Source organism: Polaribacter aquimarinus (genome assembly GCF_003129485.1).
Lineage (GTDB): Bacteria > Bacteroidota > Bacteroidia > Flavobacteriales > Flavobacteriaceae > Polaribacter > Polaribacter aquimarinus.
Map to the genome: position 1 here is coordinate 385,598 of NZ_QFFG01000001.1, position 26,919 is coordinate 412,516.

General features: G+C 30.1%; 21 protein-coding genes. 11 read left to right on the top strand and 10 right to left on the bottom strand.

All coding sequences use genetic code 11. From position 1 onward, the window contains the following. The first annotated feature begins 20 nt into the window (after positions 1-20). Positions 21-947: a malate dehydrogenase gene (mdh, locus tag DIS07_RS01840; RefSeq protein ID WP_109403510.1), complete on the top strand. Its 927-nt coding sequence runs from the start codon at positions 21-23 to the stop codon at positions 945-947. A gap of 57 nt (positions 948-1,004) precedes the next feature. Here mdh and DIS07_RS01845 read toward each other — a convergent pair whose 3' ends face one another. Then, positions 1,005-1,433, bottom strand: a complete 429-nt coding sequence (locus DIS07_RS01845; protein ID WP_109403511.1) for an SRPBCC family protein — start codon at positions 1,431-1,433, stop codon at positions 1,005-1,007. Between the two features lie 9 nt (positions 1,434-1,442). Beyond that, complete coding sequence (locus DIS07_RS01850) at positions 1,443-3,119, bottom strand: formate--tetrahydrofolate ligase (RefSeq protein WP_109403512.1); 1,677 nt, start codon at positions 3,117-3,119, stop codon at positions 1,443-1,445. 187 nt (positions 3,120-3,306) lie between these two features. Between DIS07_RS01850 and DIS07_RS01855 the strand changes: the two genes are divergently transcribed. From DIS07_RS01855 to obgE, 4 genes are all read left to right on the top strand, one after another. After that, positions 3,307-3,909, top strand: coding sequence for a hypothetical protein (locus DIS07_RS01855; protein ID WP_109403513.1), 603 nt, complete (start codon positions 3,307-3,309; stop codon positions 3,907-3,909). A 157-nt stretch (positions 3,910-4,066) separates the two neighbouring features. After that, a complete protein-coding gene (secDF, locus tag DIS07_RS01860) occupies positions 4,067-7,042 on the top strand; it encodes a protein translocase subunit SecDF (RefSeq protein ID WP_109403514.1) in 2,976 nt (991 codons plus the stop codon). A gap of 98 nt (positions 7,043-7,140) precedes the next feature. After that, positions 7,141-8,259 carry an adenylate kinase gene (locus tag DIS07_RS01865; protein WP_109403515.1) on the top strand — a complete coding sequence of 373 codons (1,119 nt, stop codon included), beginning with the start codon at positions 7,141-7,143 and terminating at the stop codon, positions 8,257-8,259. Positions 8,260-8,282: 23 nt separating this feature from the next. Next, positions 8,283-9,272, top strand: coding sequence for a GTPase ObgE (gene obgE / locus DIS07_RS01870; RefSeq protein ID WP_109403516.1), 990 nt, complete (start codon positions 8,283-8,285; stop codon positions 9,270-9,272). Positions 9,273-9,290: 18 nt separating this feature from the next. On the opposite strand, the gene DIS07_RS01875 is transcribed toward obgE, so the two are convergent. From DIS07_RS01875 to DIS07_RS01885, 3 genes are read right to left on the bottom strand one after another with little or no spacing between them, the layout of a single operon-like run. Further along, on the bottom strand, positions 9,291-10,496 hold the full coding sequence (locus DIS07_RS01875) for a BaiN/RdsA family NAD(P)/FAD-dependent oxidoreductase (protein WP_109403517.1): 1,206 nt from the start codon (positions 10,494-10,496) through the stop codon (positions 9,291-9,293). Further along, a complete protein-coding gene (locus DIS07_RS01880; protein WP_109403518.1) occupies positions 10,493-11,419 on the bottom strand; it encodes a GYDIA family GHMP kinase in 927 nt (308 codons plus the stop codon). Before DIS07_RS01880 ends, DIS07_RS01875 begins: the two co-directional genes overlap by 4 nt. Further along, positions 11,420-13,153, bottom strand: coding sequence for a hydroxymethylglutaryl-CoA reductase, degradative (locus DIS07_RS01885; RefSeq protein ID WP_109403519.1), 1,734 nt, complete (start codon positions 13,151-13,153; stop codon positions 11,420-11,422). A gap of 144 nt (positions 13,154-13,297) precedes the next feature. On the opposite strand from DIS07_RS01885, the gene DIS07_RS01890 reads away from it, so the two are divergent. The 4 genes from DIS07_RS01890 to DIS07_RS01905 all read left to right on the top strand — a co-directional run bounded on the left by DIS07_RS01890 (position 13,298) and on the right by DIS07_RS01905 (position 19,341). Then, positions 13,298-15,484 (top strand): S9 family peptidase, encoded by a 2,187-nt coding sequence (locus DIS07_RS01890; protein WP_109403520.1) that lies wholly within the window; start codon positions 13,298-13,300, stop codon positions 15,482-15,484. Positions 15,485-15,514: 30 nt separating this feature from the next. Further along, complete coding sequence (locus DIS07_RS01895; protein WP_109403521.1) at positions 15,515-16,933, top strand: peptide MFS transporter; 1,419 nt, start codon at positions 15,515-15,517, stop codon at positions 16,931-16,933. A gap of 60 nt (positions 16,934-16,993) precedes the next feature. Next, positions 16,994-18,736: a peptide MFS transporter gene (locus tag DIS07_RS01900; protein WP_109403522.1), complete on the top strand. Its 1,743-nt coding sequence runs from the start codon at positions 16,994-16,996 to the stop codon at positions 18,734-18,736. Between the two features lie 86 nt (positions 18,737-18,822). Continuing rightward, complete coding sequence (locus DIS07_RS01905) at positions 18,823-19,341, top strand: thioredoxin family protein (protein ID WP_109403523.1); 519 nt, start codon at positions 18,823-18,825, stop codon at positions 19,339-19,341. Here DIS07_RS01905 and DIS07_RS01910 read toward each other — a convergent pair. Genes DIS07_RS01910 through surE form a run of 5 tightly spaced genes read right to left on the bottom strand, consistent with a single transcriptional unit; the run spans position 19,338 to position 24,045 of the window. Then, the gene (locus DIS07_RS01910; RefSeq protein ID WP_109403524.1) at positions 19,338-21,359 is read right to left on the bottom strand and encodes a ComEC/Rec2 family competence protein; all 2,022 of its coding nucleotides are present in this window, start codon (positions 21,357-21,359) and stop codon (positions 19,338-19,340) included. The two genes, DIS07_RS01905 and DIS07_RS01910, sit on opposite strands and share 4 nt — an antisense overlap. A 38-nt stretch (positions 21,360-21,397) precedes the next feature. After that, complete coding sequence (locus DIS07_RS01915) at positions 21,398-21,877, bottom strand: C40 family peptidase (RefSeq protein WP_109403525.1); 480 nt, start codon at positions 21,875-21,877, stop codon at positions 21,398-21,400. A 3-nt stretch (positions 21,878-21,880) separates the two neighbouring features. Next, complete coding sequence (gene lpxB, locus DIS07_RS01920) at positions 21,881-22,990, bottom strand: lipid-A-disaccharide synthase (RefSeq protein WP_109403526.1); 1,110 nt, start codon at positions 22,988-22,990, stop codon at positions 21,881-21,883. Positions 22,991-22,999: 9 nt separating this feature from the next. Further along, positions 23,000-23,287, bottom strand: coding sequence for a hypothetical protein (locus tag DIS07_RS01925; protein ID WP_109403527.1), 288 nt, complete (start codon positions 23,285-23,287; stop codon positions 23,000-23,002). Continuing rightward, the gene (gene surE / locus DIS07_RS01930) at positions 23,275-24,045 is read right to left on the bottom strand and encodes a 5'/3'-nucleotidase SurE (protein ID WP_109403528.1); all 771 of its coding nucleotides are present in this window, start codon (positions 24,043-24,045) and stop codon (positions 23,275-23,277) included. Before surE ends, DIS07_RS01925 begins: the two co-directional genes overlap by 13 nt. A gap of 150 nt (positions 24,046-24,195) precedes the next feature. Here surE and DIS07_RS01935 point away from each other — a divergent pair, with 150 nt between their 5' ends. Then, positions 24,196-24,681: a hypothetical protein gene (locus DIS07_RS01935; RefSeq protein ID WP_109403529.1), complete on the top strand. Its 486-nt coding sequence runs from the start codon at positions 24,196-24,198 to the stop codon at positions 24,679-24,681. An 84-nt stretch (positions 24,682-24,765) separates the two neighbouring features. After that, complete coding sequence (locus DIS07_RS01940; RefSeq protein ID WP_109403530.1) at positions 24,766-26,895, top strand: carboxy terminal-processing peptidase; 2,130 nt, start codon at positions 24,766-24,768, stop codon at positions 26,893-26,895. Positions 26,896-26,919: the final 24 nt, after the last annotated feature.

The window sequence follows — 26,919 nt, forward strand, 5'->3', positions numbered from 1 at the left end:
AACTTAAAAAATAAATCATTATGAAAGTTACAGTAGTAGGTGCTGGAGCAGTAGGTGCAAGTTGTGCTGAGTATATTGCAATTAAAGACTTCGCTTCTGAAGTTGTGTTACTAGACATTAAAGAAGGTTATGCTGAAGGAAAAGCAATGGACTTAATGCAAACAGCTTCTTTAAATGGGTTTGACACTAAAATTACAGGAAGCACAAATGATTATGCAAAAACAGCTGGTTCTGATGTTTGTGTAATTACTTCTGGTATTCCTCGTAAACCAGGAATGACTCGTGAAGAATTAATTGGAATCAATGCAGGAATTGTAAAAACTGTTTCTTCTAACTTAATTGAGCATTCTCCAAACACTATTATCATTGTGGTTTCTAATCCTATGGATACGATGACGTATTTAGTTCATAAAACTACTGGATTACCTAAAAATAAAATTATTGGAATGGGTGGAGCTTTAGATTCTGCTCGTTTTAAATACAGATTAGCGGAAGCATTAAGCGCTCCTATTTCTGATGTTGATGGAATGGTAATTGGAGGTCACTCCGATGTGGGTATGGTTCCATTAACGCGTTTGGCAACTAGAAATTCTGTTCCTGTTTCTGAATTTATTTCTAAAGAAAGATTACAACAGGTTTTAGAAGACACTAAAGTTGGTGGTGCTACATTAACTAAATTGTTAGGTACTTCTGCTTGGTATGCTCCTGGTGCTGCAGTAAGCGGAATGGTTCAAGCGATTGCTTGTGATACAAAAAAAATATTTCCTTGTTCTTCTTTATTAGAAGGAGAATTTGGTTTAAATGATTTATGTATTGGAGTTCCTGCTGTTTTAGGTAAAAATGGAATTGAAAGTATTGTAGAAATTGAATTAAGTGATGCTGAAAAAGCACATTTAGCAAAATCTGCTGAAGGAGTTACTAAAACTAACGGATTGTTAGAATTATAAAAACCTATTTTAGATTTTATAAAATAAAAAAAGTCCAGCTTTAAAGCTGGACTTTTTTTATTGCTCTATATATTTTTTTAATCTGTTTGTAAAATAAGTCCAACCTTCAATACAACTCTCACTAGTAAGCTCAGGAATTGAAAATTGATTAAATATTTCTACCCCTTCTACTTTAACTTTAAAGTTTTTCATACCATTTTCTAATTCTGAAATATAAAAAGTTACAACAAAAGGTTGTTTTATATAATCAGGATATGTCCATTCTACTTTTATTCTATTAAAAACATCTACATCTACAACTTCCCATAAATGATAAAAGACACGTTCTTCATTTTTAATGACAAACCAAGTTTTAAAACCTATTTCTGCTTTAAAATCAGGGATATTATCAAAAAACCAATGTCTCATTTGACTAACATCAGTAACAGCATTCCAAATTTTTTCTTCTGATGCTTTTATACTTATATCAACAATTATTGATTTCATTTATTATTTTTAAGACAATCCAGAAATAACTCCATCATTATCTATAGTCATATTTTCTGATGCAGGTTGACTTGGCAACCCAGGCATTCGCATCATTTTACCTAAAATAGGAATTACAAATTGTGCACCAGCAGCTATTTCAATTTCTCTAACAGTTACAGTAAAGCCTTCAGGCCTTCCAATTAAAGCTGCATTATCTGAAAATGATTTCTGAGTTTTTGCCATACAAACAGCAAAATCGTTAAAACCTAATCTATCTATTCTTCTCAAATTTAATTGTGCTTGTTTGCTATATTCAATAATAGAAGCTCCATAAATTTCTTTGGCAATCTTCTCAATTTTATCTTTTATGGGAGAACTCCAATCATACAAAGGTTTGTATTGTGTTGCTTTATTTTCAACAACATTTACAACAGCTTTTGCTAGGTTCTTAGTTCCTTCTCCTCCTTTTACCCAACCTTCAGATAAAACTGCTTCTACCCCTAAATTAGCACACTTTTCTATCACAAAATCCACTTCTTCTTTAGAATCAGAAATAAATGAATTAATAGCAACCACTGGCTCAATATTATATTTTCTTATATTCTCAATATGTTTTTCCAAGTTTTTAAATCCTTCAGTTACTCTTTCTAAATTTGGTCTATTGTAATCTACTTTTGCCGCACCTCCGTGATGACGTAAAGCCCTAATAGTTGCTACCAAAACCACACATTTTGGATTCAATTTTGCGAATTGAGATTTAATGTTCAAAAACTTTTCTGCGCCTAAATCAGCACCAAAACCAGCTTCTGTAACTACATAATTAGATAAAGACAATCCCATTTTCGTTGCAATAATAGTGTTTGTTCCTTGTGCAATATTCGCAAATGGACCTCCGTGAATTATTGCAGGATTTTCTTCTAAAGTTTGTACTAGATTCGGTTTAATGGCATCTTTTAATAAAATAGCCATCGCATTTTCAGCTTTTAAATCACTAGCAAAAACTGGCTTTTTATCATAAGTAAATCCAATAAAGATATTCCCTAATCGTTCTTTAAGATTTTCTAAATCTGATGACATACACAAAATTGCCATTACTTCTGATGCAGGGGTAATATTAAAACCATCTTGTCTAGGAATTCCATTTGCTGTTCCTCCTAGTCCTATTGTAATATCTCTCAAAGAACGATCATTCATATCAATAACACGTTTCCAAAGAATAGTTCTAGGATCAATATTTAAATTATTGTCTTTACTTTGAATATTATTATCAATCAAAGCCGATAATAAATTATTAGCTTTTTCTACTGCGTTAAAATCACCTGTAAAATGCAAATTGATATCTTCCATTGGTACAACCTGAGAATACCCTCCTCCAGCTGCCCCTCCTTTAATACCAAAAACTGGGCCTAAAGATGGCTCTCTTAAAACCACTGTAGCTTGTTTCCCTATTTTATTTAACCCTTCTGTTAAACCTATAGAAACTGTAGTTTTACCTTCTCCAGCAGGAGTTGGAGTAAGAGCCGTTACTAAAACAAGGTTATTTTGATTTACCTTATTATCATTAATTAGAGATAAAGGAAGTTTTGCTTTATATTTCCCATACATTTCTAAATCATCTTCATCAACTTCTAATTTCTTTGCAATTTCTCGAATATGTTTAAGTGTTTTAGCTTGGGCAATTTCTATATCAGATTGATGTATCATATTATCAATTTAAAAGTGTAAATTTACAAATTTCAACAATAAAAATAATCATTTTTATATAATCTATAATATTTCATCGTTTTTTTGACTATAAATTATATATTACACAATAAAACTAATAATCTTAAGGTTCTAAATAAGATTTATTTTCACTTCATTTAAAGTACTTTTTTTATATATTTGGCAGATGAATGCAAAGTGGTACATCAGTACTTTATTTTTATTATTTAGCCTTTTCGGAACTATTCAAGAGCAAGTTACTACACCTAATCAAGAAATTGTACTTGAATTTTTTGATGTAACCATTAATAATAAAAATATTGAAAGTACTATTGCAGATGTAAAAGAAAAGCTTCTCGATGTTGGTGTTTCTAATATTGTTATTAACAAAACAAAAAACGGAACTTTAAAAATTTCATACTACAGCACAATTCCAATAGACAATGTTCGAAAAGCTTTAGAAAAAGAACAAAAGTTCATTTTAAATCAAGGTTCAGAAAAAAAAGACAAAAACAATACTCTTGAATACAATATTGATATTTATGAATTAACAAATGAAGCTGATACTTCCAACACTTCGGATGACAAGTTTGTGTTAGAAATTAAATTTCAATCTGATAGGTTTATAACCTACAACTCTTTGGCTTTTCTAAAACTTGTAGATTCAGCAAAAGAAACCTTACTCTTTAGTACTAACTATAATAAATATAAAAACTTTCCTTTTGTAAAGGATAAATCTTCGTACAAAGAACCAGAAGTTAGGGCTGGACCTTTAAAATTTATCAGCTAAAAATGTGTTTTTCACATATTCTTTCATCATATTCATTTGATGAATATTAGACTCATAATCACAACAAAACAAACCATAAAATAAAATTGTCAGGTTTTAAGATAAGCTATATATTTGCTCGTTTTAAAAAAAAATTTGACTGCAAAATAAATACAAAATGCAAAATAAAGGACTCATAAAATTATTCGCAATCCTTTTTGGATTGGTAAGTTTATACCAATTATCTTTTACCTTTTTGGCAGGTAAAGTAGAAGACGATGCAAAAGCATACTCAGAAGTTAAAGGTGTTGATAGCAATGCTAGACAAAGAGCTAAGTTTGAAAGAACCTATTTAGATAGTGTAGCTAATAAAGACGTTATAGATTTAGGGATAGCAAAATATAGCTATAATGATGTTAAAGACAAAGAAATGAATCTTGGTCTAGACTTAAAAGGTGGTATAAATGCTATTTTACAAGTTTCTGTAAAAGAAGTATTAAAAAGTTTATCTAACGATTCTAAAAATGTCTTTTTTAATCAAGCCTTAGATGCAGCAGATGCAAAACAAAAGGATAGTAATGATAACTACTTAGATTTATTTTTTGAAGAATTTGAAAAAATTGCTGGTAACACAAAATTAAGCGATCCTTCTATTTTTGGCACAAAAGCTTTAAGTGAAAAAATTAAGTTTAATGAAGACAATGCAACTGTAAAAGAGACTTTGCAAGAAGAAATCAACAGTTCTATTGGTACTGCTTTTGAAGTATTAAGAAGTAGAATTGATAAATTTGGTGTTACGCAACCAAACATTCAAAGAATTGGAAACTCAGGAAGAATTCAAATAGAATTACCTGGAGCTAAAGATATCGAACGTGTTACTAAATTAATTACCAGTAAAGCGGAATTACAATTTTGGGAAGTATATACAAATGCAGAAGTACAAGGATTTTTCTTTAATGCAAACACCAAAGTTGCCGAAATATTAAAAGATGACACAGTTTTAGAAAAAGAAAAAGACTCTACTAAAAAAGATGATATTGATGATTTATTAGGAGAAGAAAAAGATTCTACTAACATCAATCAAAAAAATCTTTTTACCTATTTATATCCAAATGTAGCACAATCTCAACAACAAATGAGCTCTTTAGTGGCGCAAGCTAAAGTATTAGATACTGCTACAGTTAATAATTTATTAAATAGAAAAGAAGTAAGAGCTTTACTCCCTAAAGAATTAAGATATGTAAAGTTCTTATGGGATTACAAAACCAATAAAGGTGTAGACGGCACAGAATTAATTGGTCTATACGCCATAAAATCAAATAGAAATGATATTGCAACCATAGAAGGTGATGTTATTTTAGATGCTGCTCAAGTATTTGACCAATTAAACAAACCAGAAGTAAGCATGACAATGAATAGCTCTGGAACCAAGCAGTGGGCAAAAATGACTACTGATAATGTTGGTAAATTTGTTGCCGTGGTATTAGACGACTATGTATACACTGCTCCTTCGGTAAACACTCCTATTACAGGTGGTAGAACTTCTATCTCTGGAGGAAGTATGACAATTGCTGAAGCAGAAGATATTGCAACTGTATTAAAAGCTGGTAAATTACCTGCTGCTGCTAGAATTATTCAAGCAGAAGTTGTTGGACCATCTTTAGGTCAAGAATCTATTGATGCAAGTATTTGGTCATTTGGATTAGCAATTATCCTAGTTTTAGTTTGGATGATTTTATACTATGGTAAAGCTGGTTTATATGCAGATATTGCTTTAATTGTAAATATCTTGTTCATCTTCGGAATTTTAGCATCTTTTAATGCTGTATTAACTTTACCGGGTATTGCAGGTATTATCTTAACCATTGGTATGTCTGTAGATGCCAACGTAATTATTTTCGAAAGAATTAAAGAAGGTTTATTTAAAAAGAAAGGTTTAAAACAATCTGTAGAAGAAGGGTTCTCTGTGAAAGGAGCTTTATCTGCAATTATTGATGCAAATATCACTACTTTATTAACAGGTATTATTTTATATGTTTTTGGTACTGGACCAATTAAAGGTTTTGCCTTAACATTAATGATTGGTATAGCAACTTCTTTATTTACTGCTGTATTTATTACACGTTTGTTAATTGATGGCGCCGTTAATAAAGGTGCAAACTTAACCTTTAACACTTCTATTTCTAAAGGATGGTTCCAAAACATCAATGTAGAGTTCTTAAAGAAACGTAAAATTGCTTACATCATTTCTGGTGCTATTATTTTAGCTGGAGTTGCTTCTATTTTCTCTATCGGTTTAAAACAAGGTGTTGATTTTAAAGGAGGACGTTCGTATGTGGTTCGTTTTAACCAAGATATGAATGCAACTGAAGTTGCAAGTACTTTAAAAGGTGCTTTTGGTACAGCTCCAGAGGTAAAAACATACGGTACTGCCAACCAATTAAAAATAACTACAGTTTATAAGATTGACGAAGAAGGTCAAGAAGTAGATGAACAAGTTCAGAATACTTTATTTACTGGTTTAGAATCTTATTTAGGAGACACAACTTACGAAAACTTTAAACCAGGTTTCGAAAAAGAAGGTGCTGGTGTTATGAGTTATATGAAAGTAGAGCCAACCATTGCAGACGATATTAAAACATCGGCTTTATATGCTGTATTTGGATCTTTATTAGTGGTTTTCTTATACATTTTATTACGTTTTAGAAAAGTATCTTACTCAATTGGAGCTGTAATTGCAGTTTTCCATGATGTTTTAATTGTATTAGGTGTTTTCTCTATTTTCTACAAATTCATGCCTTTTGATATGGAAATTGGTCAATCTTTTATTGCAGCTATCTTAACTGTAGTGGGTTATTCTCTAAATGATACCGTAGTTATTTTTGATAGAATTAGAGAATTTGCAGGAATCCATACAAAATGGAAATATAGCGAAGTAGTTGACAAAGCCTTAAGTTCTACCTTAGGAAGAACCATCAACACTTCTTTAACAACATTATTAGTAATGTTAGCGATTTTCTTATTTGGGGGAGATTCTATCAAAGGATTTATGTTCGCCTTAATTGTAGGTGTAGCGGTTGGTACATATTCATCTTTATTTGTGGCTACGCCAATTATGTTTGATACCACTAAAAAAGACGAAAAGAACGTTTAGTTCTAATTCTATAAAAATTAAAGACCGTTTTTAAATCCTGAATATCAGGTTAAAAACGGTTTTTACATTCAGTATATTGCTATTATATTTGCAAACTTATGAGCATTACCAAACTTGGCGATTTATATTTTAAACCTTACATTAATAAGGATGAAATTACTGTAATTGTAAAACATTTAGCAAATCAAGTTAAAATAGATTTACCAAAAAATGAAGTCCCTGTTTTTGTTGGAATTTTAAATGGATGTTTTTTATTTGCAGCTGATTTTATCAGAGAATATCAAGGAAATTGTGAAGTTTCTTTTGTAAAATTAGCTTCTTACAGCGGAACATCATCCACAGAAAATGTAAAACAATTAGTAGGCATTAATGAAGATTTAACGGGTAGAACTGTTATTATACTAGAAGATATTATTGATACTGGGAACACACTCCAAGAAATTTATAATATCTTTAGAGACAAAAACTTAAAACAACTAAAGGTTGCGACACTATTTTTTAAACCAGATGTATTTCGTAAAGAACTACCAATAGATTATATCGGAAAAAGTATAGAAGATAAATTTATTGTCGGTTATGGATTGGATTACAATGGTTTAGGAAGAAACTATCCAGCAATATATCAATTAACAACAACACCAAAAATGAAAAACATTGTATTATTTGGCCCACCAGGAGCAGGAAAAGGAACTCAAGCAGAATTTTTAAAAGACATGTACAATTTAGTGCATATTTCTACGGGAGATGTATTTAGATTCAATATTAAAAACTCGACTGAATTAGGTTTATTAGCTAAAAAATATATGGATGAAGGAGATTTAGTCCCTGATGAAGTTACCATTAATATGTTAAAAGCTGAAGTAGAAAAAAATGCTGATGCCAATGGTTTTATTTTTGATGGATTTCCTAGAACACAATCTCAAGCAGAAGCATTAGATGCTTTTTTAGCCGAAAAAGGTGAACAAATTAATGGAATGGTAGCTTTAGAAGTTTCTGAAGATGTATTGGTAGAAAGATTACTCGAAAGAGGTAAAACAAGCGGGAGAACTGATGATACAGATGAAGGGAAAATCAGAAATCGTTTTAACGAATACAATACCAAAACTGCAATTTTAAAGGATTATTTTGAAGCGCAAAATAAATACTATGGAATTAATGGTGTTGGTTCTATTGAAGATATTACCAAAAGGATTTCAACAGTATTCAACAAACTTTAACTCATAATTTACAACTCAAAAAAATGACAGAGGGAAATTTCGTCGATTACATAAAAATTTATGCATCTTCAGGTAAAGGCGGTCAAGGTTCTGCTCATTTGCACAGAGAAAAGTATATTACCAAAGGTGGACCCGATGGTGGTGATGGCGGACGTGGAGGGCATATAATTTTGCGTGGCGATAAAAATATGTGGACGTTGTTTCACTTAAAATTCAAACGTCATTTCAGAGCTACACAAGGTGGAGCAGGAAGTAAAAGTAGAAGCACTGGCGCTGATGGTGAAGATATTTATATAGATGTCCCTTTAGGCACTATTATCAGAGATGCTGATACTGATGAAATTTTATTTGAAATTACTGAAGATAAAAAAGAAATCATTTTATTACGCGGTGGAAAAGGTGGTCTTGGAAACTGGAATTTTAAATCTTCTACCAATCAAACTCCAAGATATGCCCAACCAGGTATGGATGGTTTAGAAGGTTGGTTTCGAATTGAATTAAAATTATTAGCAGATGTTGGTTTGGTAGGTTTCCCAAATGCCGGAAAATCTACTTTATTATCTGTTTTAACAGCTGCAAAACCTAAAATTGCAGACTATGCATTTACTACATTAAAACCAAATTTAGGTATTGTAGAACACAGAAATCATCAAACTTTTGTAATTGCAGATATTCCTGGAATCATTGAAGGTGCAGCAGAGGGTAAAGGTTTAGGTCATCGTTTTTTGCGTCATATAGAACGTAATTCTGCATTGTTATTTCTAGTCCCTGCAGATGCAGATGATATCAATAAAGAATATGAGATCTTGCTGAATGAACTCAAAAAACATAATCCAGAATTGTTAGACAAAGATAGATTGTTAGCCATTTCTAAAACTGATATGTTAGATAATGAGTTAAAAGAAGAAATTAAAGCTGAATTACCAAAAGATGTTGAGGCTTTGTTTATTTCTTCTGTAGCTCAAATTGGCTTGCAGGAGTTGAAAGATAAGCTCTGGACAATGTTGAATTAAGATTTTAAAGGAATAATTCTACGACAAAGCTTTAGCACAAATATAACCTCCTGTCCATGCATTTTGAAAGTTAAATCCTCCTGTAACTGCATCAATATTTAAAACTTCACCGACAAAAAAGAGGTTTTTATGTTTTTTACTTTCAAAACGTTTAAAATTGATTTCTTTTAAATCAATTCCACCCGCCGTTACAAATTCGTCTTTAAAAGTAGTTCTTCCATTTGCATTGTAAATTCCTTTAGTGAGCTGATTTGCTAAATTCTGCAATTGATTATTACTTAAATCCGCCCAATTTTCTGTTTTAGAAATATTTGAAAACAACACAAATCGCTCCCAAAGTCTTTTTGAAATCTCAGTAAATGGCGATTTTAAAATTACAGTTTTACGAGGCTCTTTCTTTTTTAAATTTAATAAAACATTTAGCACTTTATCTGTAGGTCTAGACAACCAATTAACCTCTACGTTATATTGGTAATTTTTATCAGCCAAAATTCTCGCCCCAAAAGCAGATAGTTTTAAAACTGCTGGCCCACTCATTCCCCAATGTGTAATTAATAAAGGACCTGATGCTTCTAGTTTGGTATTTACTATTTTTATGGTTGAGTTTGGTACAGAAATACCTAACAAATCGGTAATTCTTTTATCATTAATATTAAAAGTAAATAAAGACGGCACAGGTTCAATTATAGAGTGATTTAAAGTTGTACATAATTCCCAAACTTTTTTAGAACTTCCAGCCGCAATAACAACTTTATCTGCCTTAAAAGTTTCTCTTTTGGTGTTAATAATCCATTTATTTTCTTGTTGATAAACTTCATTTACACCAGAGTTTATTAACACCTTAATTTTTAACTTTTCAACAGCATTCTGAAAACAATTTATAATTACTTGACTTGTATTTGCTTCGGGAAAAACACGATTATCATCCTCTATTTTTAGAGGAACTCCTCTGTTTTCAAACCATTCAAAAGTATCTCCAGTCATAAATTGATGAAAAGGCCCAAGCAACTCTTTTTTCCCTCTCGGATAAAATTCAGTTAAATCTTTTGGAACAAAACAGGCATGTGTAACATTACACCTTCCGCCTCCAGAAATTTTTACTTTTTGTAAAACATCATTTCCTTTTTCTAGAATAGTAATGTCTAAATTTGGATTATTCTCTTTGGCATTTATTGCTGTAAAATAACCTGCTGCTCCACCTCCTACAATAATTACTTTACTCATAACACCATTTCTGAATATGAAAGAATCGTTTCAAACCCTTTATTTTTAAAATAATTAGGTGTAGAATCATCGCCTGTGACCAAAACAAAATCTCCTCCCCAAGCACCTAAACTTTTTATTTCTCCAAAATAATCTGGAAAGGACTTTTCTTTTACAGGTTTTAATTTAATAATAGCACTAATAATTTGCTCATGCTCTACTATTAATTTATTAAACTTTTCTATTGTTTTAGCTTTTAGAAATTCATCAGAAATTTCCGAAATTCTTTTTATTTGAGAACTAAAATCTTCTCCGCTTTCCCTAAATTTTGAAATTCCTTCTTTAGAATCTTGTTTTTGATTTAGATACACAAAAAATAAATTATTACTAAAACTAGGATTAAACTTAACCTTATTTACTATTGGTTTTTTGTTTTCTATTTGATAAAAAACCGGCAAATCATTTTGAGCACAAGCAATATCATAACCACTTCCTTTAAAAGAGTTCCATAGTAACTGAAATGCATCGACTTTTGCCCAGGATGCAATAGAGTTAATTAGTGTCGATGAAGTTCCTAATCCCCAATTTCTTGGAAAAGTTAGTATTGTTTTTACAACCCATCCCTCACCTATATTTAAAAAATTAGTATTTAATCTTTTTGCTTGTTTTAAAATTTCTAATAAAGTTTCTGCAATAAACTCGGCACTTCCTTCATTTATAGAATTAAAGCTACAACTTGTTAAACGTAGTTTTGGTAAATCAAAAATAGCTTCAAACCAACACTCTCCAGTATGTGTATAACTTCCCCAAATAATTTGAGGTTCTTTTATTTTTTCAAGTACTAAATCTTGTCCAAATTTAGTTGGTACTGCTAAAGATTTTGCACCATCTAAAACAAGATATTCTCCTGTTAGTAATAATTTTCCGTTAGAATAATAGTTCATTTAGACCAATCCAAATTGTTTAAAATGATGTGTAAAGTGCTTTACTTGAAATTTTTTCCAGTATTCATAATCCAACTCTCCAAAAAATGGATGCACAACAGTTCTATTTTTATTTTCTTCAAAAACCTTCTCAAAAACTTTTACTTGATGAATTAAATCTTCTATGGCTTCACTGTAAGAACTAAACTTTAATTTATTGGGTTCTTCAGATAAAAAAGAAGCTTTAAAACCAACTTGTAATTCGTTCTCTGAATCTAAAAAAGGCTTTCTACGCGCAGTTTTTTCATCAGAAACAAAAACATCTACTTCCCAATTCCCATTTGCAATTTGAGTAACTGAACTTAAATGCTCAATCATTTGTTGCCCGTTCATTTTCCCAAAAATGGGTTTTGAATTAGTATTAATTTTTGCTAACTTTTGACGAACTATATCTTCATTTAAAAAATCAATCCAATTTATTTTTGACTTTCTAAGTTGATTAAATTTAGTAACAACCGCAGAATGTGAAACTGTTCTGGTATCAAAATAATCTGTAATTTCTTGTTTCTCGGCTTCACTTGCACCTAACTGATTTAAGATGTTTTGCAAGTGCATTTTCATATGCCCATGTTGAATTCCTTTTGTAGTTAAAGCTCTTAAAGCTGCAAAATTTTGCGCCAAACCCGCTGCTGCCATAATTTGCATTAATGTTCTTGCTGATGGTTTTTGCAACATTTCTAAAGATAATTTTGCCATTGGATGTAAAGCTGTTAAACCTCCAACCGTACCTAAAGCCAGAGGAATTTCTATCCAAAATTTAAAAATCCCATCTTTTACTTCACAATGAGATAAACTAGAATACTCTCCATCTCTTGCAGCATACGCGTGCGCACCTGCTTCTACTGCTCTAAAATCGTTACCTGTTGCTAAAACTACAGCATCGATTCCGTTCATTATTCCCTTATTATGAGTAACTGCCCTGTAAGGTTCTATCTCAGCAATTTTAACAGCTTGTTCAAATTTTCTTGCAAATTTCTGTGGATTTTCACCTCCCAATTCTTCAACTTTACAACTCACTTCTGCCCTAACTAAACATTCTGGAACATAATTAGACAAAATACTCATTACAATTTCTGTATCATCATTCCTAAATTCTTGTGCAATAGCTTCTAAACAAGAATTGATGAAATTTGCACCCATGGAATCTTTAGTCTCAAAAGTAACATGCAACTGATAATAGTTTGCCAATTTATCAGTTTTATCAATCAATTGAATATCTAAAATTCCACCTCCACGTTTTTCCATATTCTTAGTAATGGAAGCAGTTGCTGCAAAAAGTTCTGTTTTATTTTGATGAAAATATGCTTCTAAATCACTTTTATTACCTGCATACATAAAGTGTACTTGACCAATTTTTACAGTAGAAATAACTTTAGTTTTAAAACCACCTCTTGTACTCCAAAATTTACCTACTAAAGAGGCAGCCGCAACAACTGAGCTTTCTTCAACTACCATAGGTATTACATATGGCCTGTCATTTATCACAAAGTTAGGCGCAACTCCAAAAGGCATATAAAAATTAGAAATTGTATTCTCTATAAAATCGTCATGTAATTGTTGTAACTCTCTATCTATGTTCCAATATTGTTTTATAATATCGAGAGTTTCTGATTGGTTATGAAAATAATTTTCGGTTAACCATTTTATTTTTTCCTCTTTAGAAAGTTTAGAAAAACCTGAAATCAGTTTAGTCATTTATTTAGGTATAAAAACAATAAGAAACAAAGATAAGTCAATCTCCTAAAAGATTATGACATATTCAAGATTTCTCATTTTTTAGACAATTTTTTGCTGATTTTTCCGTAAACTTGGCAAAGTTTTATCAAATATAAAGTCTACATGAAACAAATTTTCGTTTTATCAGCAATTTTAATTTTTATAAGCTGCTCGAAAAACACCACAAAAACATCAAACCTTACTGCGGGTAACAAAGAAATCACTTTAGAAGAAATTTGGGATGGTACTTTCTCTCCAAAGAGGATGAATGCTCTCAACTCTATGAATGGTAATTTTTACTCACTTCTTAACAATAAAGATGGTAATACTACCATAGATAAATACAGTTATGCTTCTTTAGAAAAAATTAAAACTATTGTTAGTAGTGCAAACTTAAAAGGTATTAGCACGTTTTCTTCTTATAGTTTTAATGATGATGAAACCAAACTAATTTTAGGTACCGAATTAAAAAGAATTTACAGAAGATCTAAAAAAGGAAATTATTATGCTTACGATATTGCATCTAAAAAATTATCATTAATTGGCAAAAACATTCAAGAGCCAAAATTTTCTCCAGATAATAAGAATGTTGCTTATGTAAAAGATAATAATATTTTTATTAAAAATGTTATTTCTAACACAATTACACAAGTTACGAAAGACGGAAAAAGAAACAAAATTATAAACGGAATTACAGACTGGGTTTACGAAGAAGAATTTGGATTTGTTAGAGCTTTTGAGTGGAACAAAAAGGGAAATTACCTAGCTTTTTTACGTTTTGATGAAACCGATGTACCAGAGTTTTCTATGGATATTGTTGGTAAAGAATTGTATCCAAATCAACAAGTTTTCAAATACCCTAAAGCAGGAGAAAAAAATGCAAATGTTACGTTACACATGTACAATTTGACAACCAGAAATATTAAAAAAATTAGTCTAGGCAAGTACGAATACATTCCAAGAATAAAATGGTCTAATAATGATGCTATATTAGTTGCAACAACTTTGAATCGTCATCAAAATAAATTAAAATTATATAAAGTAAATACCTTAAGAACAAGCTCGTACAACTTGTTAAACGAAACTGATGATGCTTACGTTGATATTAATGATAATCTAACTTTTCTAAGCGATAACAGCTTTATTTGGACGAGTGAAAAAGACGGTTTCAATCACATTTATCATTATAATTTTAACGGAAAGCTTATCAATCAAATTACAAAAGGAAACTGGGAAGTAACACGTTACTACGGGTACAACGAAAGTAAAAAAACAATTTATTACCAATCTGTAGAAAATGGATCTATTAATAGAGGTGTATATTCTATTAGTTTAGACGGAAAAAACAAAAAATTATTAAGCAATAAAAAAGGACAAAATACAGCTGCCTTTAGTAAAAACTTAAACTACTTTATTAATACCCATTCTTCTGCTAAAACCCCTCCAATTTATTCTTTGTATTCTGGCGAGGGAGAAATAATCAAAGTCATTAAAGACAATGCTGCTTTGAAAGAAAAATTATCTGGGTACAATATGACTCCTAAAGAGTTTTCTACCATAAACATTAATGGAAATGATTTGAATATGTGGATGATTAAACCCGCCAATTTTGATGAAAACAATCAATATCCATTGTTAATGTTTCAATATTCCGGACCAGGCTCTCAACAAGTAGGCAATAGATGGAATGGAGCTAACGATTATTGGCATAATATGCTAGCCCAAAAAGGAATTATTGTAGTTTGTGTTGATGGTCGAGGAACTGGCTTAAAAGGTCGTGATTTTAAGAAAGTAACACAAAAAGAATTAGGGAAATTTGAAGTAGAAGATCAAATAGCAGCAGCTAAAAAATTAGCCAAACGCTCTTATATTGATGAAAATAATGTAGGAATTTGGGGTTGGTCTTATGGCGGTTTTATGAGTACAAATTGTATTTTAAAAGGAAGCGATATATTTACTACTGCAATTGCTGTAGCGCCAGTTACTTCTTGGCGTTTTTATGACACAGTTTACACAGAACGCTACATGCAAACTCCACAAGAAAATGCTAGTGGTTATGATGACAATTCTCCAATAAATTATGCAGATAAATTAAAAGGGAACTATCTGTTAGTTCATGGTACAGGGGATGACAATGTACATGTTCAAAATTCTTACAGAATGATTAATGCTCTAGTTGAGGCCAATAAACAATTTGACATGTTTATGGTTCCAGATAGAGCCCATGGAATTTATAAAGGAAAAAACATGCGATTAAATTTGTACACAAAAATGACTAATTTTATCGAAGAAAATTTAAATAAAGAATAAGATAAATCAATTGAAATTAAAGGATAGATTATGAGCAGTAAATCACTTGAAAGAAAAGAGTTATGGGGGCACCCAATGGGATTATATGTATTGTTTTTTGTGGAAATGTGGGAGCGTTTTTCTTATTACGGAATGAGAGCAATACTAACTCTTTTTTTAGCAGCGCCAATTTTATTAGACAACCCCCAATCTGGATACGGTTGGTCTAATGCAGAAACACTCTCTTTTTATGGTACATATACAATGTTTGTTTATTTAACTTCAATTCCTGGTGGTTGGATTGCGGACAAATTTATTGGTCAAAAAAAAGCTGTAATGCTTGGAGGCATTCTACTTTGTTTAGGTCATGGAATATTAGCTGTTGATGCACAATGGGCTTTCTTTACAGGACTAATTCTAATTGTTATTGGAGTTGGTTTTTTAAAACCAAATATATCAACAATGGTTGGTGGGTTATATAAATCTGGAGATGACAGAAGAGATAAAGGGTTTTATATATTTTACATAGGCATTAATTTAGGAGCTTTCCTAGGAGCCTTAATTGTTGGTGCAGTAGCAGCCAAATTTGGATGGCACTATGGTTTTGGATTAGCGGGTATTGGAATGGCTTTAGGTCAAGTGATGTATATGATGGGCTTAAAACATCTTGAAGGAGTTGGTGAGTTTTTAGGTAGCAAAGAATCTCCAAATAAAGAGTTAATGAAAAAACCCTTAACTCAAGTAGAAAAAGACAGAATGCTAGTAATGTTTTTATCTTTTTTAATTATTGTAGTTTTTTGGGGAGCTTTTGAACAAGCTGGCGGATTAATGAGTTTATATACCGATCAGAAAACAGATAGAATTTTATCTTTTTCATTACCTTTTATTGGAAATGAAATTCCTGCAGCTGTTTTTCAATCTATCAATGCTTTTTTCATTATAACGCTGGGTACTTTAGTTGCTAATTTCTGGTACAAATGGGGTAAAAAAGGAAAAGAATCATCTTCATTATTTAAAATGGCTCTTGGTGTAATTATAATGGGCTTTGGGTTTTTATTTATGAGCAAAGCATCAACCGAAGTTATAATGAATGGAAATGAAGTTGTTGAAAAATCGGCAATGATATGGTTGGTTTTAGCTTACTTGTTTCACACAATTGGTGAACTTTGTGCCTCTCCAGTAGCATTATCTTTTATTACAAAATTGGCACCTTTAAAATATGCCTCTTTTATGATGGGAGCATATTTTGCAGCAACTGGATTAGGAAATAAAGTTGCTGGATTTGTTGGAGAATTATCTGAAGGAGCTGGTGAATTCCAAGTATTTACTGGTATTGCAATTTTCTGCACTATTTTTGGATTACTAATAATTGCAATCTTAAAACCATTAAAAAGGTTAACTCATGGTGCGGAAGATTTTAAAGGTACTTTCAACGAAGAAGCTGAAGGTTTCGAAATAGCAGACCAATAAATTATTAAAAACTAAACCTCATAAAATTAAAATTATGAGGTTTTTTGTATAAAAAAAATTATGGCAACAAATTTAGATCATCTTTTTAAAGACAAAGTTTTAGGACATCCAACTGGATTGTTTGTTCTTTTTTTTACAGAAATGTGGGAGCGTTTTTCTTATTATGGAATGCGAGCTCTTTTAGTAATGTTTTTTACAGCAAAAATATTTGATGGAGGTTGGGAATGGCCTTCAAGTTGGGCATATTCTATTTTTGGAACCTATGTTTCTTTAGTTTATTTATCTACTTTAATTGGAGGTTATTTTGCCGATAAAATTATTGGTTTTAGATGGGCTGTTTTAGTAGGTGCTTTACTTATGACTTTAGGGCATGCTTGTATGGCAGTTGAAACTCCTTTCTTTATATATTCTGGTTTAACATTATTGGTTTTCGGAAGCGGCTTTTTTAAACCTAATATGACTTCAATTATTTCGGAAATGTACGCGGAAAAACCCGAAAAAAAAGATGGCGCTTATACAATATTTTATATGGGGGTTAATGCAGGAGCTTTTGTAGGAATTCTATTATGTGGTTATTTGGGTGAACAAATAGGATGGTCTTGGGGGTTTGGAGTTGCAGGTCTTTTTATGTTATTTGGTTTGTTACAATTTTGGCTAGCGCAAAATATTTTTGGCGATATCGGTTTAAAACCAGAAAAAAATGAAGAAAAGATTCAATTAAAAGAAGGCGAAAGACTAAATCCTTTTACTAGGTTTGAATTAGCTATAATTACTATTTCTTCTTGCTTAGGATTGGCTTGGATATTAAATGATCCTATTTCAAAAATATCAGAAGGGCAATACAATTTATTTGATTTTACAATCTTTAATTTTCAAGGTGCTGATTTTGCAATTATATTAGCCCTTGTACTATTTGTAGTATTATTATTTATAAGAATTCCAAAATATGTAAAAATTACTCGTGATAGAATGATAGCAGTTGTATTCTTCTGTTTTGTTACTATTTTTTTCTGGGCAATTTTTGAACAAGCTCCAGGGTCTTTAACAATTTTTGCTAGAGATTACACCAACAGAATATTAGAAGGAAATGCAGCTATTATTTTTAAAGTTGTTGATGTCTTATTAACTATTGTTCCTTTAGGAGTTATTACATGGGTATTACTTAAACTATTCAAAAAAACATTTGCAAAATATTCGCTTTCGAATATATTTTTAGCTACAAGTTTTATTATTATTTGGGGAATTGCAATTTTTAGATTATTCGACAAACTAAGTGGTGATGTAGCTGAAATTGATGCTTCTTGGTTTGGTACTTTAAATTCTCTTTTTATAATTACGCTAGCACCTTTATTTTCTAAGTGGTGGGAAAGTAAGAGAAACCCAAATGCAAACATGAAATACGCTATTGGTATGGCTTTATTAGGTCTAGGTATGGCATGTGTAGCCTTAGGATCTGCTTCAATTCCCCCAGGTGCTAAAACAGCTTCTGTAAGTATGATATGGCTGGTTTTAGTATACTTCTTTCATACTATGGGAGAATTATGTATATCTCCAGTATCACTATCATATGTAAGTAAATTGGTTCCTGGAAGAATGATTGCAATGATGTTTGGTATTTATTATTTAGCAATTGCAATAGGAATGAAAATGGCAGGAATGTTTGGAGAAGCTTCTACAGAAATTGCTAAAACAGAAGGTTTAAGTTACTTCTTCTGGATATTAACTGCAATATCTATATTTTTGGCAATTCTCTCTGTTGTTATGTATCCAATAATTAAAAAACTAATGCACGGAGTAAAATAATACAACTTTAACCTCATTTTAGAAAAGAGCATTAAAAATGCTCTTTTTTTTTGTAAATTTGGTATGTATTTTGCGACAATTAGCGTATGAAAAAATTAGTTTTACTTTTTACAATATTATTTTTTAGTCTAAACACTACATCACAAGAAAGTGTAAAGTGGATTTCTTTTGAAAAAGCAATAGCACTAAACAAAAAAACACCTAAACCTATTTTAATTGATGTATATACTGATTGGTGTGGTTATTGTAAAAAAATGGATTTAAACACGTACTCCAACAAAACCATATCTAACTATATTAATAAAAACTTTTATGCTGTTAAATTAGATGGGGAAGAAAAAAAAGACATTATTTTTAAAGATTACACTTTTAAATATCAGAAAGAAGGAAGACGAGGTTATCACCAATTACCAGCTACTTTAATGAATGGTAAGTTATCATACCCAACTACAATTTTCTTATCTGAAAAGGAAGAATTATTAGATAGAATTCCAGGTTATTTAAATAAGGAAATCATGGAAAAAGTATTATCATATTTTTCTAACAAAGTTTACAAAACAAAAAAATGGGAAGAATTTGACAAAGAGTTTAAAAGCAAACTCTAAAATTTTTCATCAAGTACAAAAGCACCTTTTTGTCCAGTATAATGAAAAGGTATTTGATATTTTAAACAAGTTTTTTCCCAAAACAAGACATTACTTTTATAATTAGAACCATCGGCAATAATTTGTGATGGTTTTATATTTACAATCATTCTTTCTAAATTAATTTTAGGTGAATATTGTAAAACAACAATTGGTTTCTTAAGGTTATTTAAATGAAAGACTCCTAAACTATCTATTAATAAAATATCTTTATCTGCAAACTGAATAAAGTTTTTAAAGTTAGTTTTTCGAATCTTTTTTATATTTTCTGCTATTCTATAACTTTTAATAGCGTAATCATTTTTTACTATTAAGCTATCCAAATCATCCTGTAAATAAAGGTCACCTCTTACTCTTTTTCCAATTATAGAAAATCGACTTTTATGAAAAACAATAAATTCTTTCTTGGTAGTAGATTTTTTCTTTTCAAAAAGAAAAAGTACCTGAATACAAATGATTGACATAAAGAAGTACAATAGGGTTTTAGCCGATTTTCTAATCAAAAAGTAAATTCCAGAAAAAATAAAAATATACCAAAACAACATCATTAAAAAAGAAATGGAAATTTCTTTAAACAAAAAATCTTCTTGATGAGAAACCCACCTTACAAAAGCGTTCATCCAAGAAATTATACTTCCATAGAAATCGCCAAGAATTTGAGGTAAAACATCTAATAATGATAGCCCCATAATTACAATCCCTCCAACTAAAATAGCTCCTAAAAAAGGAATAATTACCAAATTAGACATTAAAAACAACCCTGGAAACTGTTGAAAATAATAAATACTTAATGGCAAAATACCAACTTGAGCAGCTATAGAAACCGTAAATAACTTCCAGAAAAAATCAACAATTTTATTTTTAGGGTTATAAATAGCATAAATTTTAGGTTGTGTCCAAAGAATTCCTAAAACTGCCAAATAACTCAACTGAAAACCAACATCAAAAAGAAACATGGGGTTTATCAACAACAAGAAAAACATAGATGAGATAAACGAAAACGCAACAACATTTTTTTGTCTAAAAGACATACCTATAGCAACAAAAGAAAACATGGTTACTGCTCTAACCACCGAAGCCGATAACCCAGCAACAAAGGCAAACATCCAAAGTAATAAAATAATGATGAATGTTTTTAGAAATTTACCATTTTTAACCCTTTCTAAGGGTTTAAAAACAAACGCTAAAATTAAAAGGATAACCCCAACATGTAACCCTGAAACTGCCAAAATATGAATAGCTCCTGCATTTTGATAATTAGTAATTAATTCTTTAGAAATATCTTGTCTTTGACCCAATAACAATGCATTAATTACAGCTAATTCTTCATCTTTAAAATAATATCTTTTGAGTGATTTTTGAATTTTGAATCTCAGTTTTGAAGAAAATCCAAACAATGAGGATCTAGAAGATGAAAGTTTTAAAAAAAAATTATTTTTAGTAAATATTTGATGATAAATTCCTTGCTTAGCTAAATACGATTTATAATTAAATTGATTTGGATTTAATGGTGGAATTAGTTTTTTAAAAGTTGACTTTAATGTTATTCTATCATCTACTTTTAAAGGCTCAGAAATACTATCATTTAAAATATTTAATAAAACATTACCTCTTGTGCGATTATTGTCGACCAAAACTACTTTAGCTTCGTATTTTTTATAAAAATTACCCGGTTTTAAAACTTTATAAATTTGCAAAACAACGGATGAATTTTCATTAAGATATTGCTCGTAAAAATCAGTGTAATTTCTACTTTCGTTTATAAGAACCGATGAAACTCCAATAAAAAAAAAGAGTAAAAAACAAATTGCAGTAGATAAAAATTTACTTCTAAAAAATAAAAATAAAGATAAAAAAGCTAAGAGAGTAAATAGCTTTATAAATCCAAATACCCAAAATTGAGTAAAAAATTGGAAACATATTCCAAGAATTAAAAGCACAACAAAATGCAGAGGCAAATAAGTAAGTAACCTTTTCATAGCAAGCTAAAGTTACTAAAAAAACTTTAACTTAAAAATTATAAAACTGTTGTTGCTTTTACAAAAGCATTTTTCCAATATTTTTCTGAAATCAAGGAAATAATTACACCTCTAGAAGAAGTAGCATGAATAAACCGAATTTGACCTTTCTTGTTAGAAACTACCAAACCAACATGATTAATTCTTCTTCGCCTTTTACTGGTCCTAAAAAAAACTAAATCTCCCTTTTTCACTTTATTTAAAGAGATTTTTCTACCTTTTTTTGCCATATCTCTGGAAATTCTTGGCAACTGAATATTTTGACTGCCATATGCCACATAAACTACTCCAGAACAATCCATTCCTCTTTTTGTAGTTCCTCCAAATTTGTAACGAACACCTTTATATTGCATTGCGTTTGCAATAATTTTATCGGCTTTAGTGACAGGTTTTTTATTGTTCTTACTAACATTTTTAGATGATGAGCAAGAACTCAATACTAAAGTTAAAACCATCATTAAAAACATTATTTTTTTCATATCTTATTTTAAATCTGTAACAATTTGTTGAGCGACTTTTTCAGAAGCTCCTTTTCCTCCTAATTTTTTTTCTAACTCATAATAGTCTAAAAATAACTGCTCTCGGTGGTTAGTATCTAATATTCTTGTCAATTCTTTTTTTAGATTTCTCTTGTTAAAATCATCCTGAATCAACTCTTTTACCACTTCTTTATCCATAATTAAATTAACTAAAGAAATGTATTTTAAGGTAATAATTCTTTTGGCTATTTGATAAGAAATATTTCCTCCTTTATAACAAACCACTTGTGGAACTTTAAACAAAGCTGCCTCTAAAGTTGCTGTTCCAGAAGCTACAATCGCTGCATAAGCAACACTTAATAAATCGTAAGTTTTATTATTGATGAATTTTACCTCTTTCTGACCAATAATTTTCTGATAAAATACAAAATCTTGACTTGGAGCACCAGCTACTATAAATTGATATTCAGTAAAATCATCAATTAAAGACAACATTACAAAAAGCATTTTTGTAATTTCTTGCTTTCTACTTCCTGGCAATAATGCAATTATAGGTTTGTCATTTAAATTGTGTTCTTTTTTAAATTGTTGTAAATCTGTTTGTTTTCTGCCCGCGATTCCATCAATTAAAGGATGTCCTACAAAAGAAACATTATAATCATACTTCTTATAAAACTCTTTTTCAAAAGGGAGGATTACAAACATCTTATCTATATCTCTTTTTATTCCTTTTACTCTGCTTGCTCTACTGGCCCAAACTTGAGGAGATATATAATAATTGGTTCTAAAACCTTTCTGTTTTGCCCATTTTGCAATTCTTAAATTAAAACCAGAATTATCAATAAAAACAATTACATCAGGATTAAACTCTTCTATATCTTTTTTACAAAATTTAATAAATACCATTACTTTTCTAAGATTCATGATTACCTCAAAAAAACCCATAAAAGCCCTTTCTTTGTAATGGCTTACTAAAGTTCCTCCAACAGAATTCATTAAATCTCCTCCCCAAAATCTAATATCTGCATTAGCATCTTCTTTATACAAGGCTTTCATTAAATTAGAACCATGTAAATCTCCTGAAGCTTCACCTGCAACAATGTAATATTTCATATTTTTAAGTTAGAAAAGCTTTAAAATTAAAGTTGTTAATGCTATTAAAATAGTAGTTAATAAAACTCCTTTTGCTTTGTAATCTTGTTTCTTTTTTATAAATATAAAGAAAACGAATAAATTAGGAATTGCAGCTAGTGACAATACCTTTCCGTAAAGTTTTCCATTTTGAATTAATTCTATGGTTTCATAAAAACCGTATTTAGAAAAATATTCTAAGTACAAGAAAATGCCTCCAAAAGTCGCAAATAAAGAAACTAAAATTCCAATTAAAATATCTTTTTTTAAAGTTCCCAAGAATTTAATTTTTGAATCATATGATGTGCGGTCATATCAAATTGAACTGGCACAACAGAAACATATCCATTTTCTAAAGCATATACATCTGTATCTTGCCCTTTATCTTTATTCACAAACTCTCCAGAAAGCCAATAATATTCTTTTCCAAAAGGGCTTTTTCGTTTATCAAAATCTTCTTTCCAATATCCATTTGCTTGTCGACAAACCTTTACTCCTTTTATTTCTTCTTTTTTCAAGTCAGGAATGTTTACATTTAAAACAACTCCTTCAGGAATCCCGTTTAATAATGCATTTAAAGTGATATTTTTTACAAATTCTTCTGATGGTCTAAAATCTGCATGCCATTTAAAATCTAACAAAGAAAATCCAATTGCAGGAATGCCCTCTATACCAGCTTCTATAGCAGCACTCATTGTTCCTGAATAAATTACATTTATAGATGAATTAGAACCATGGTTAATTCCAGAAACACACAAATCTGGTTTTCTGTTCAAAATTTCATTAATTGCCATTTTTACACAATCTGCAGGTGTTCCCGAACAAGTGTATTCTAATTGCGGACCTTCATCTATTGTGATAGGGTTACAAGTTAATACATTGTCAACTGTAATTGCATGTCCCATTCCACTTTGCGGACTATCTGGAGCAACCACAACAACTTCTCCAATTTTATTCATTATTCTAATTAGAGCTCTTAAACCTGGAGCTGTAATTCCATCATCATTTGTAACTAAAATCAATGGTTTATCTTGCATATTCAATATTTTAAATACAAATGTAAATGATTTTAAGTGATTTTCTTTTTAACATTTTCTAAAGAGTAAAATTTATGTTTTTTGTGTAACATTGTACAAGCAAATTTACTTCCTATGATTCGCCTTATTTCTTTATTTAACTTGCTTTTAATGATAAATATTTCGAATACAATAAACGCTCAAAACTCAAAAAAAACACCTTGTTCTGGTGAAAAATATAATCAGTTTGATTTTTGGGAAGGAAATTGGAATGTTTATGATACTTCAGATAAACTAATTGGCACTAACAAACTTATTAAAATGCAAAGTAATTGCGTAATGCAAGAAAATTGGGTATCTAATACAAGTTCAAGCAAAGGTACAAGTTATAGCTATTACAATAAGGCAGATGATAGTTGGAATCAGGTTTGGGTAGACAATTCAGGTTTTTCTTTAGTTTTAAAAGGAAAATTAATAGATGGAAAAATGGTTTTAAAAAGCGATTTAATCAAAAGTAAAACAGGAAATTATTACAATAGAGTTACTTGGTCTAAAAATAAAGACAATTCTGTTACTCAACTATGGGAATACTTAAATTCTGATGGAAAAATAATCTCTGAAGCTTTTAAGGGGATATACAAAATGAAAACAAGATAAACTGTTTAAAAAATTTGGCATTATTTTAGTAGTTTAGCAAAGTACAATTAAGAATTAAAAAAATAGAATCACGACAAAAGATATATGAAAACGAAATTTAAATCTACCACTCTTTTAATAGCAGTTGCATTGTTATTAAATAGTTTTATTATTAGAGCATCAGAAAAAACAACTGCTCCAGATCCAGAAAAAGATAGGATTTTAGTATATGTTTTAAAAAATATTTTAACACGTGGTCATTTTGTGGTAAAAGATATGAATGATGATTTTTCTGAACACGTATTTAATGGCTTTATTGAAGGTTTAGATCCTAGCAAACGTTATTTTACTCAAAGAGATATTAAGGAGTTTTCAAGATATAAATATCAAATAGATAATCAATTATTAAATGATGATGTATCTTTCTATAACTTAGTATACAATCGTTTTTTAGAAAAAATTAAAAACGCAAAATCTTATTATGGAGATTTGCTAGCACAACCTTTTAATTTTAATAAAAAAGAAACTATAGATATTGATTATGAAAAAATAAAGTTTGCTAAAAATGAAAACCAACTCATCGATTATTGGCGCAAACAATTAAAATTAAATACATTAAGTAGAATTCAAGAAAAAATAGAAAAACAAGAAGAAAAGATAAAAAAAGATAAAAAATACAAGAAAAAATCTTTCAAAATCTTTGAAAAAGAAGCTCGAGCTGAAGTTTTAAAAAACATGGACGAATTGTACATGAGGATTGAAGAATTAGAACATGAAGACTGGTTTTCTACCTTTTTGAATAGTGTTGTTAGCGCTTTTGACCCGCATACAACATATATGGCTCCAAGAATTAAAGAACGTTTCGACCAAGACATGTCTGGAAAATTAGAAGGAATTGGAGCTCGTTTGCAAATGAAAGGAATACATACACACGTTTTTGAATTAGTTTCTGGTGGTCCTGCATGGAAACAAGGAGAATTAGAAGCTGGTGATATCATTTTAGAAGTTGCACAAGGTGATGGAGAACCTTTAGATATTGTTGGTATGCGTTTAGACGATGCTATTAAATTTATAAAAGGTAAAAAAGGAACTGAAGTAAGATTAAATGTTAAGAAAAAAGATGGTTCTACTAAAATCATTTCAATTATCAGGGATGTTGTAGAACTAGAAGAAACTTTTGTAAAATCAAGTATTGTTGAAAAAGACGGTAGAAAATTTGCAATTATAGATTTGCCTAAGTTTTACATCAATTTTGATGACCAAAATTATAGAGATTCTGCCAAAGATATGGAGCTAGAAATTGAAAGATTGAAAAAAGAAGGTGTTACTGGTTTAATTATAGATTTAAGAAATAACGGAGGGGGTTCACTTAAAACAGCTATCGAAATATCTGGTTTGTTTATCGATAAAGGACCAATTGTACAAGTAAAATATAGAGGTGATAGTCCAATAGTAAAAAACGATATTGACCCAAAAGTGCAATGGGATGGAGCTGTTGTTGTTTTAGTAAATGAATTTTCTGCATCTGCTTCAGAAATATTTGCAGCTGCAATGCAAGATTATAAAAGAGCTGTAATTATTGGAGGTAAACAAACTTATGGCAAGGGAACAGTTCAAAACATATTGCCAATTAATCAATTTTATCCAAAATACAACAAAGATTTAGGATATTTAAAAATGACCATTCAAAAATTCTACAGAGTAAATGGGGGCTCAACACAAGTAGAAGGTGTGTATTCTGATATAGCAATTCCAACCCGATACAGCTATATGAAGTTTGGTGAACGTAATCTAGATGGTGCACTAGCTTGGGATAAAGTCCCAGTTGCAAAATATAATCAAACCAATTCGTATTCTAATTTTAGAGATGTAGTTTACAATAGTAAAGAAAGGATTGCTAAAAATGCTAAGTTCCAAATGATTAATGAATATGCTAAGTGGCTAAAAGAAAATCAAGATGATACTTCTTACTATTTGAGTTACAAGAATTTTGTTAAAGAAAATAAAGAAAAAGAAAAGTCTTCAAAAAAATTTAAAAACCTCTTTGATTTCAAATCGAATTTAACCTTTGCTTCACCTAAATATGAACTTTCCCTTTTAAAAAAGGACGAAACATTAAATGATAAAAGAGTTGCATGGCATAAAAATTTAACCAAAGACATTTATGTATTTGAAGCATTAAACGTTTTAAGCGAATTAAAACTAAGAAGCAAGAATGAGATTGTAAAAAATTAAATACAAATAATAAAAACTTTAAAC

Coding starts and splice junctions, on each gene's coding strand:
- DIS07_RS01935 (WP_109403529.1), top strand. CDS start 24,196: ATGATAAATATTTCGAATACAATAAACGCTCAAAACTCAAAAAAAACA.
- DIS07_RS01905 (WP_109403523.1), top strand. CDS start 18,823: ATGAAAAAATTAGTTTTACTTTTTACAATATTATTTTTTAGTCTAAAC.
- DIS07_RS01845 (WP_109403511.1), bottom strand. CDS start 1,433: ATGAAATCAATAATTGTTGATATAAGTATAAAAGCATCAGAAGAAAAA.
- DIS07_RS01900 (WP_109403522.1), top strand. CDS start 16,994: ATGGCAACAAATTTAGATCATCTTTTTAAAGACAAAGTTTTAGGACAT.
- DIS07_RS01855 (WP_109403513.1), top strand. CDS start 3,307: ATGAATGCAAAGTGGTACATCAGTACTTTATTTTTATTATTTAGCCTT.
- lpxB (WP_109403526.1), bottom strand. CDS start 22,990: ATGAAATATTACATTGTTGCAGGTGAAGCTTCAGGAGATTTACATGGT.
- obgE (WP_109403516.1), top strand. CDS start 8,283: ATGACAGAGGGAAATTTCGTCGATTACATAAAAATTTATGCATCTTCA.
- DIS07_RS01850 (WP_109403512.1), bottom strand. CDS start 3,119: ATGATACATCAATCTGATATAGAAATTGCCCAAGCTAAAACACTTAAA.
- surE (WP_109403528.1), bottom strand. CDS start 24,045: ATGCAAGATAAACCATTGATTTTAGTTACAAATGATGATGGAATTACA.
- DIS07_RS01940 (WP_109403530.1), top strand. CDS start 24,766: ATGAAAACGAAATTTAAATCTACCACTCTTTTAATAGCAGTTGCATTG.
- DIS07_RS01895 (WP_109403521.1), top strand. CDS start 15,515: ATGAGCAGTAAATCACTTGAAAGAAAAGAGTTATGGGGGCACCCAATG.
- DIS07_RS01910 (WP_109403524.1), bottom strand. CDS start 21,359: ATGAAAAGGTTACTTACTTATTTGCCTCTGCATTTTGTTGTGCTTTTA.
- secDF (WP_109403514.1), top strand. CDS start 4,067: ATGCAAAATAAAGGACTCATAAAATTATTCGCAATCCTTTTTGGATTG.
- DIS07_RS01865 (WP_109403515.1), top strand. CDS start 7,141: ATGAGCATTACCAAACTTGGCGATTTATATTTTAAACCTTACATTAAT.
- DIS07_RS01915 (WP_109403525.1), bottom strand. CDS start 21,877: ATGAAAAAAATAATGTTTTTAATGATGGTTTTAACTTTAGTATTGAGT.
- DIS07_RS01890 (WP_109403520.1), top strand. CDS start 13,298: ATGAAACAAATTTTCGTTTTATCAGCAATTTTAATTTTTATAAGCTGC.
- mdh (WP_109403510.1), top strand. CDS start 21: ATGAAAGTTACAGTAGTAGGTGCTGGAGCAGTAGGTGCAAGTTGTGCT.
- DIS07_RS01885 (WP_109403519.1), bottom strand. CDS start 13,153: ATGACTAAACTGATTTCAGGTTTTTCTAAACTTTCTAAAGAGGAAAAA.
- DIS07_RS01875 (WP_109403517.1), bottom strand. CDS start 10,496: ATGAGTAAAGTAATTATTGTAGGAGGTGGAGCAGCAGGTTATTTTACA.
- DIS07_RS01880 (WP_109403518.1), bottom strand. CDS start 11,419: ATGAACTATTATTCTAACGGAAAATTATTACTAACAGGAGAATATCTT.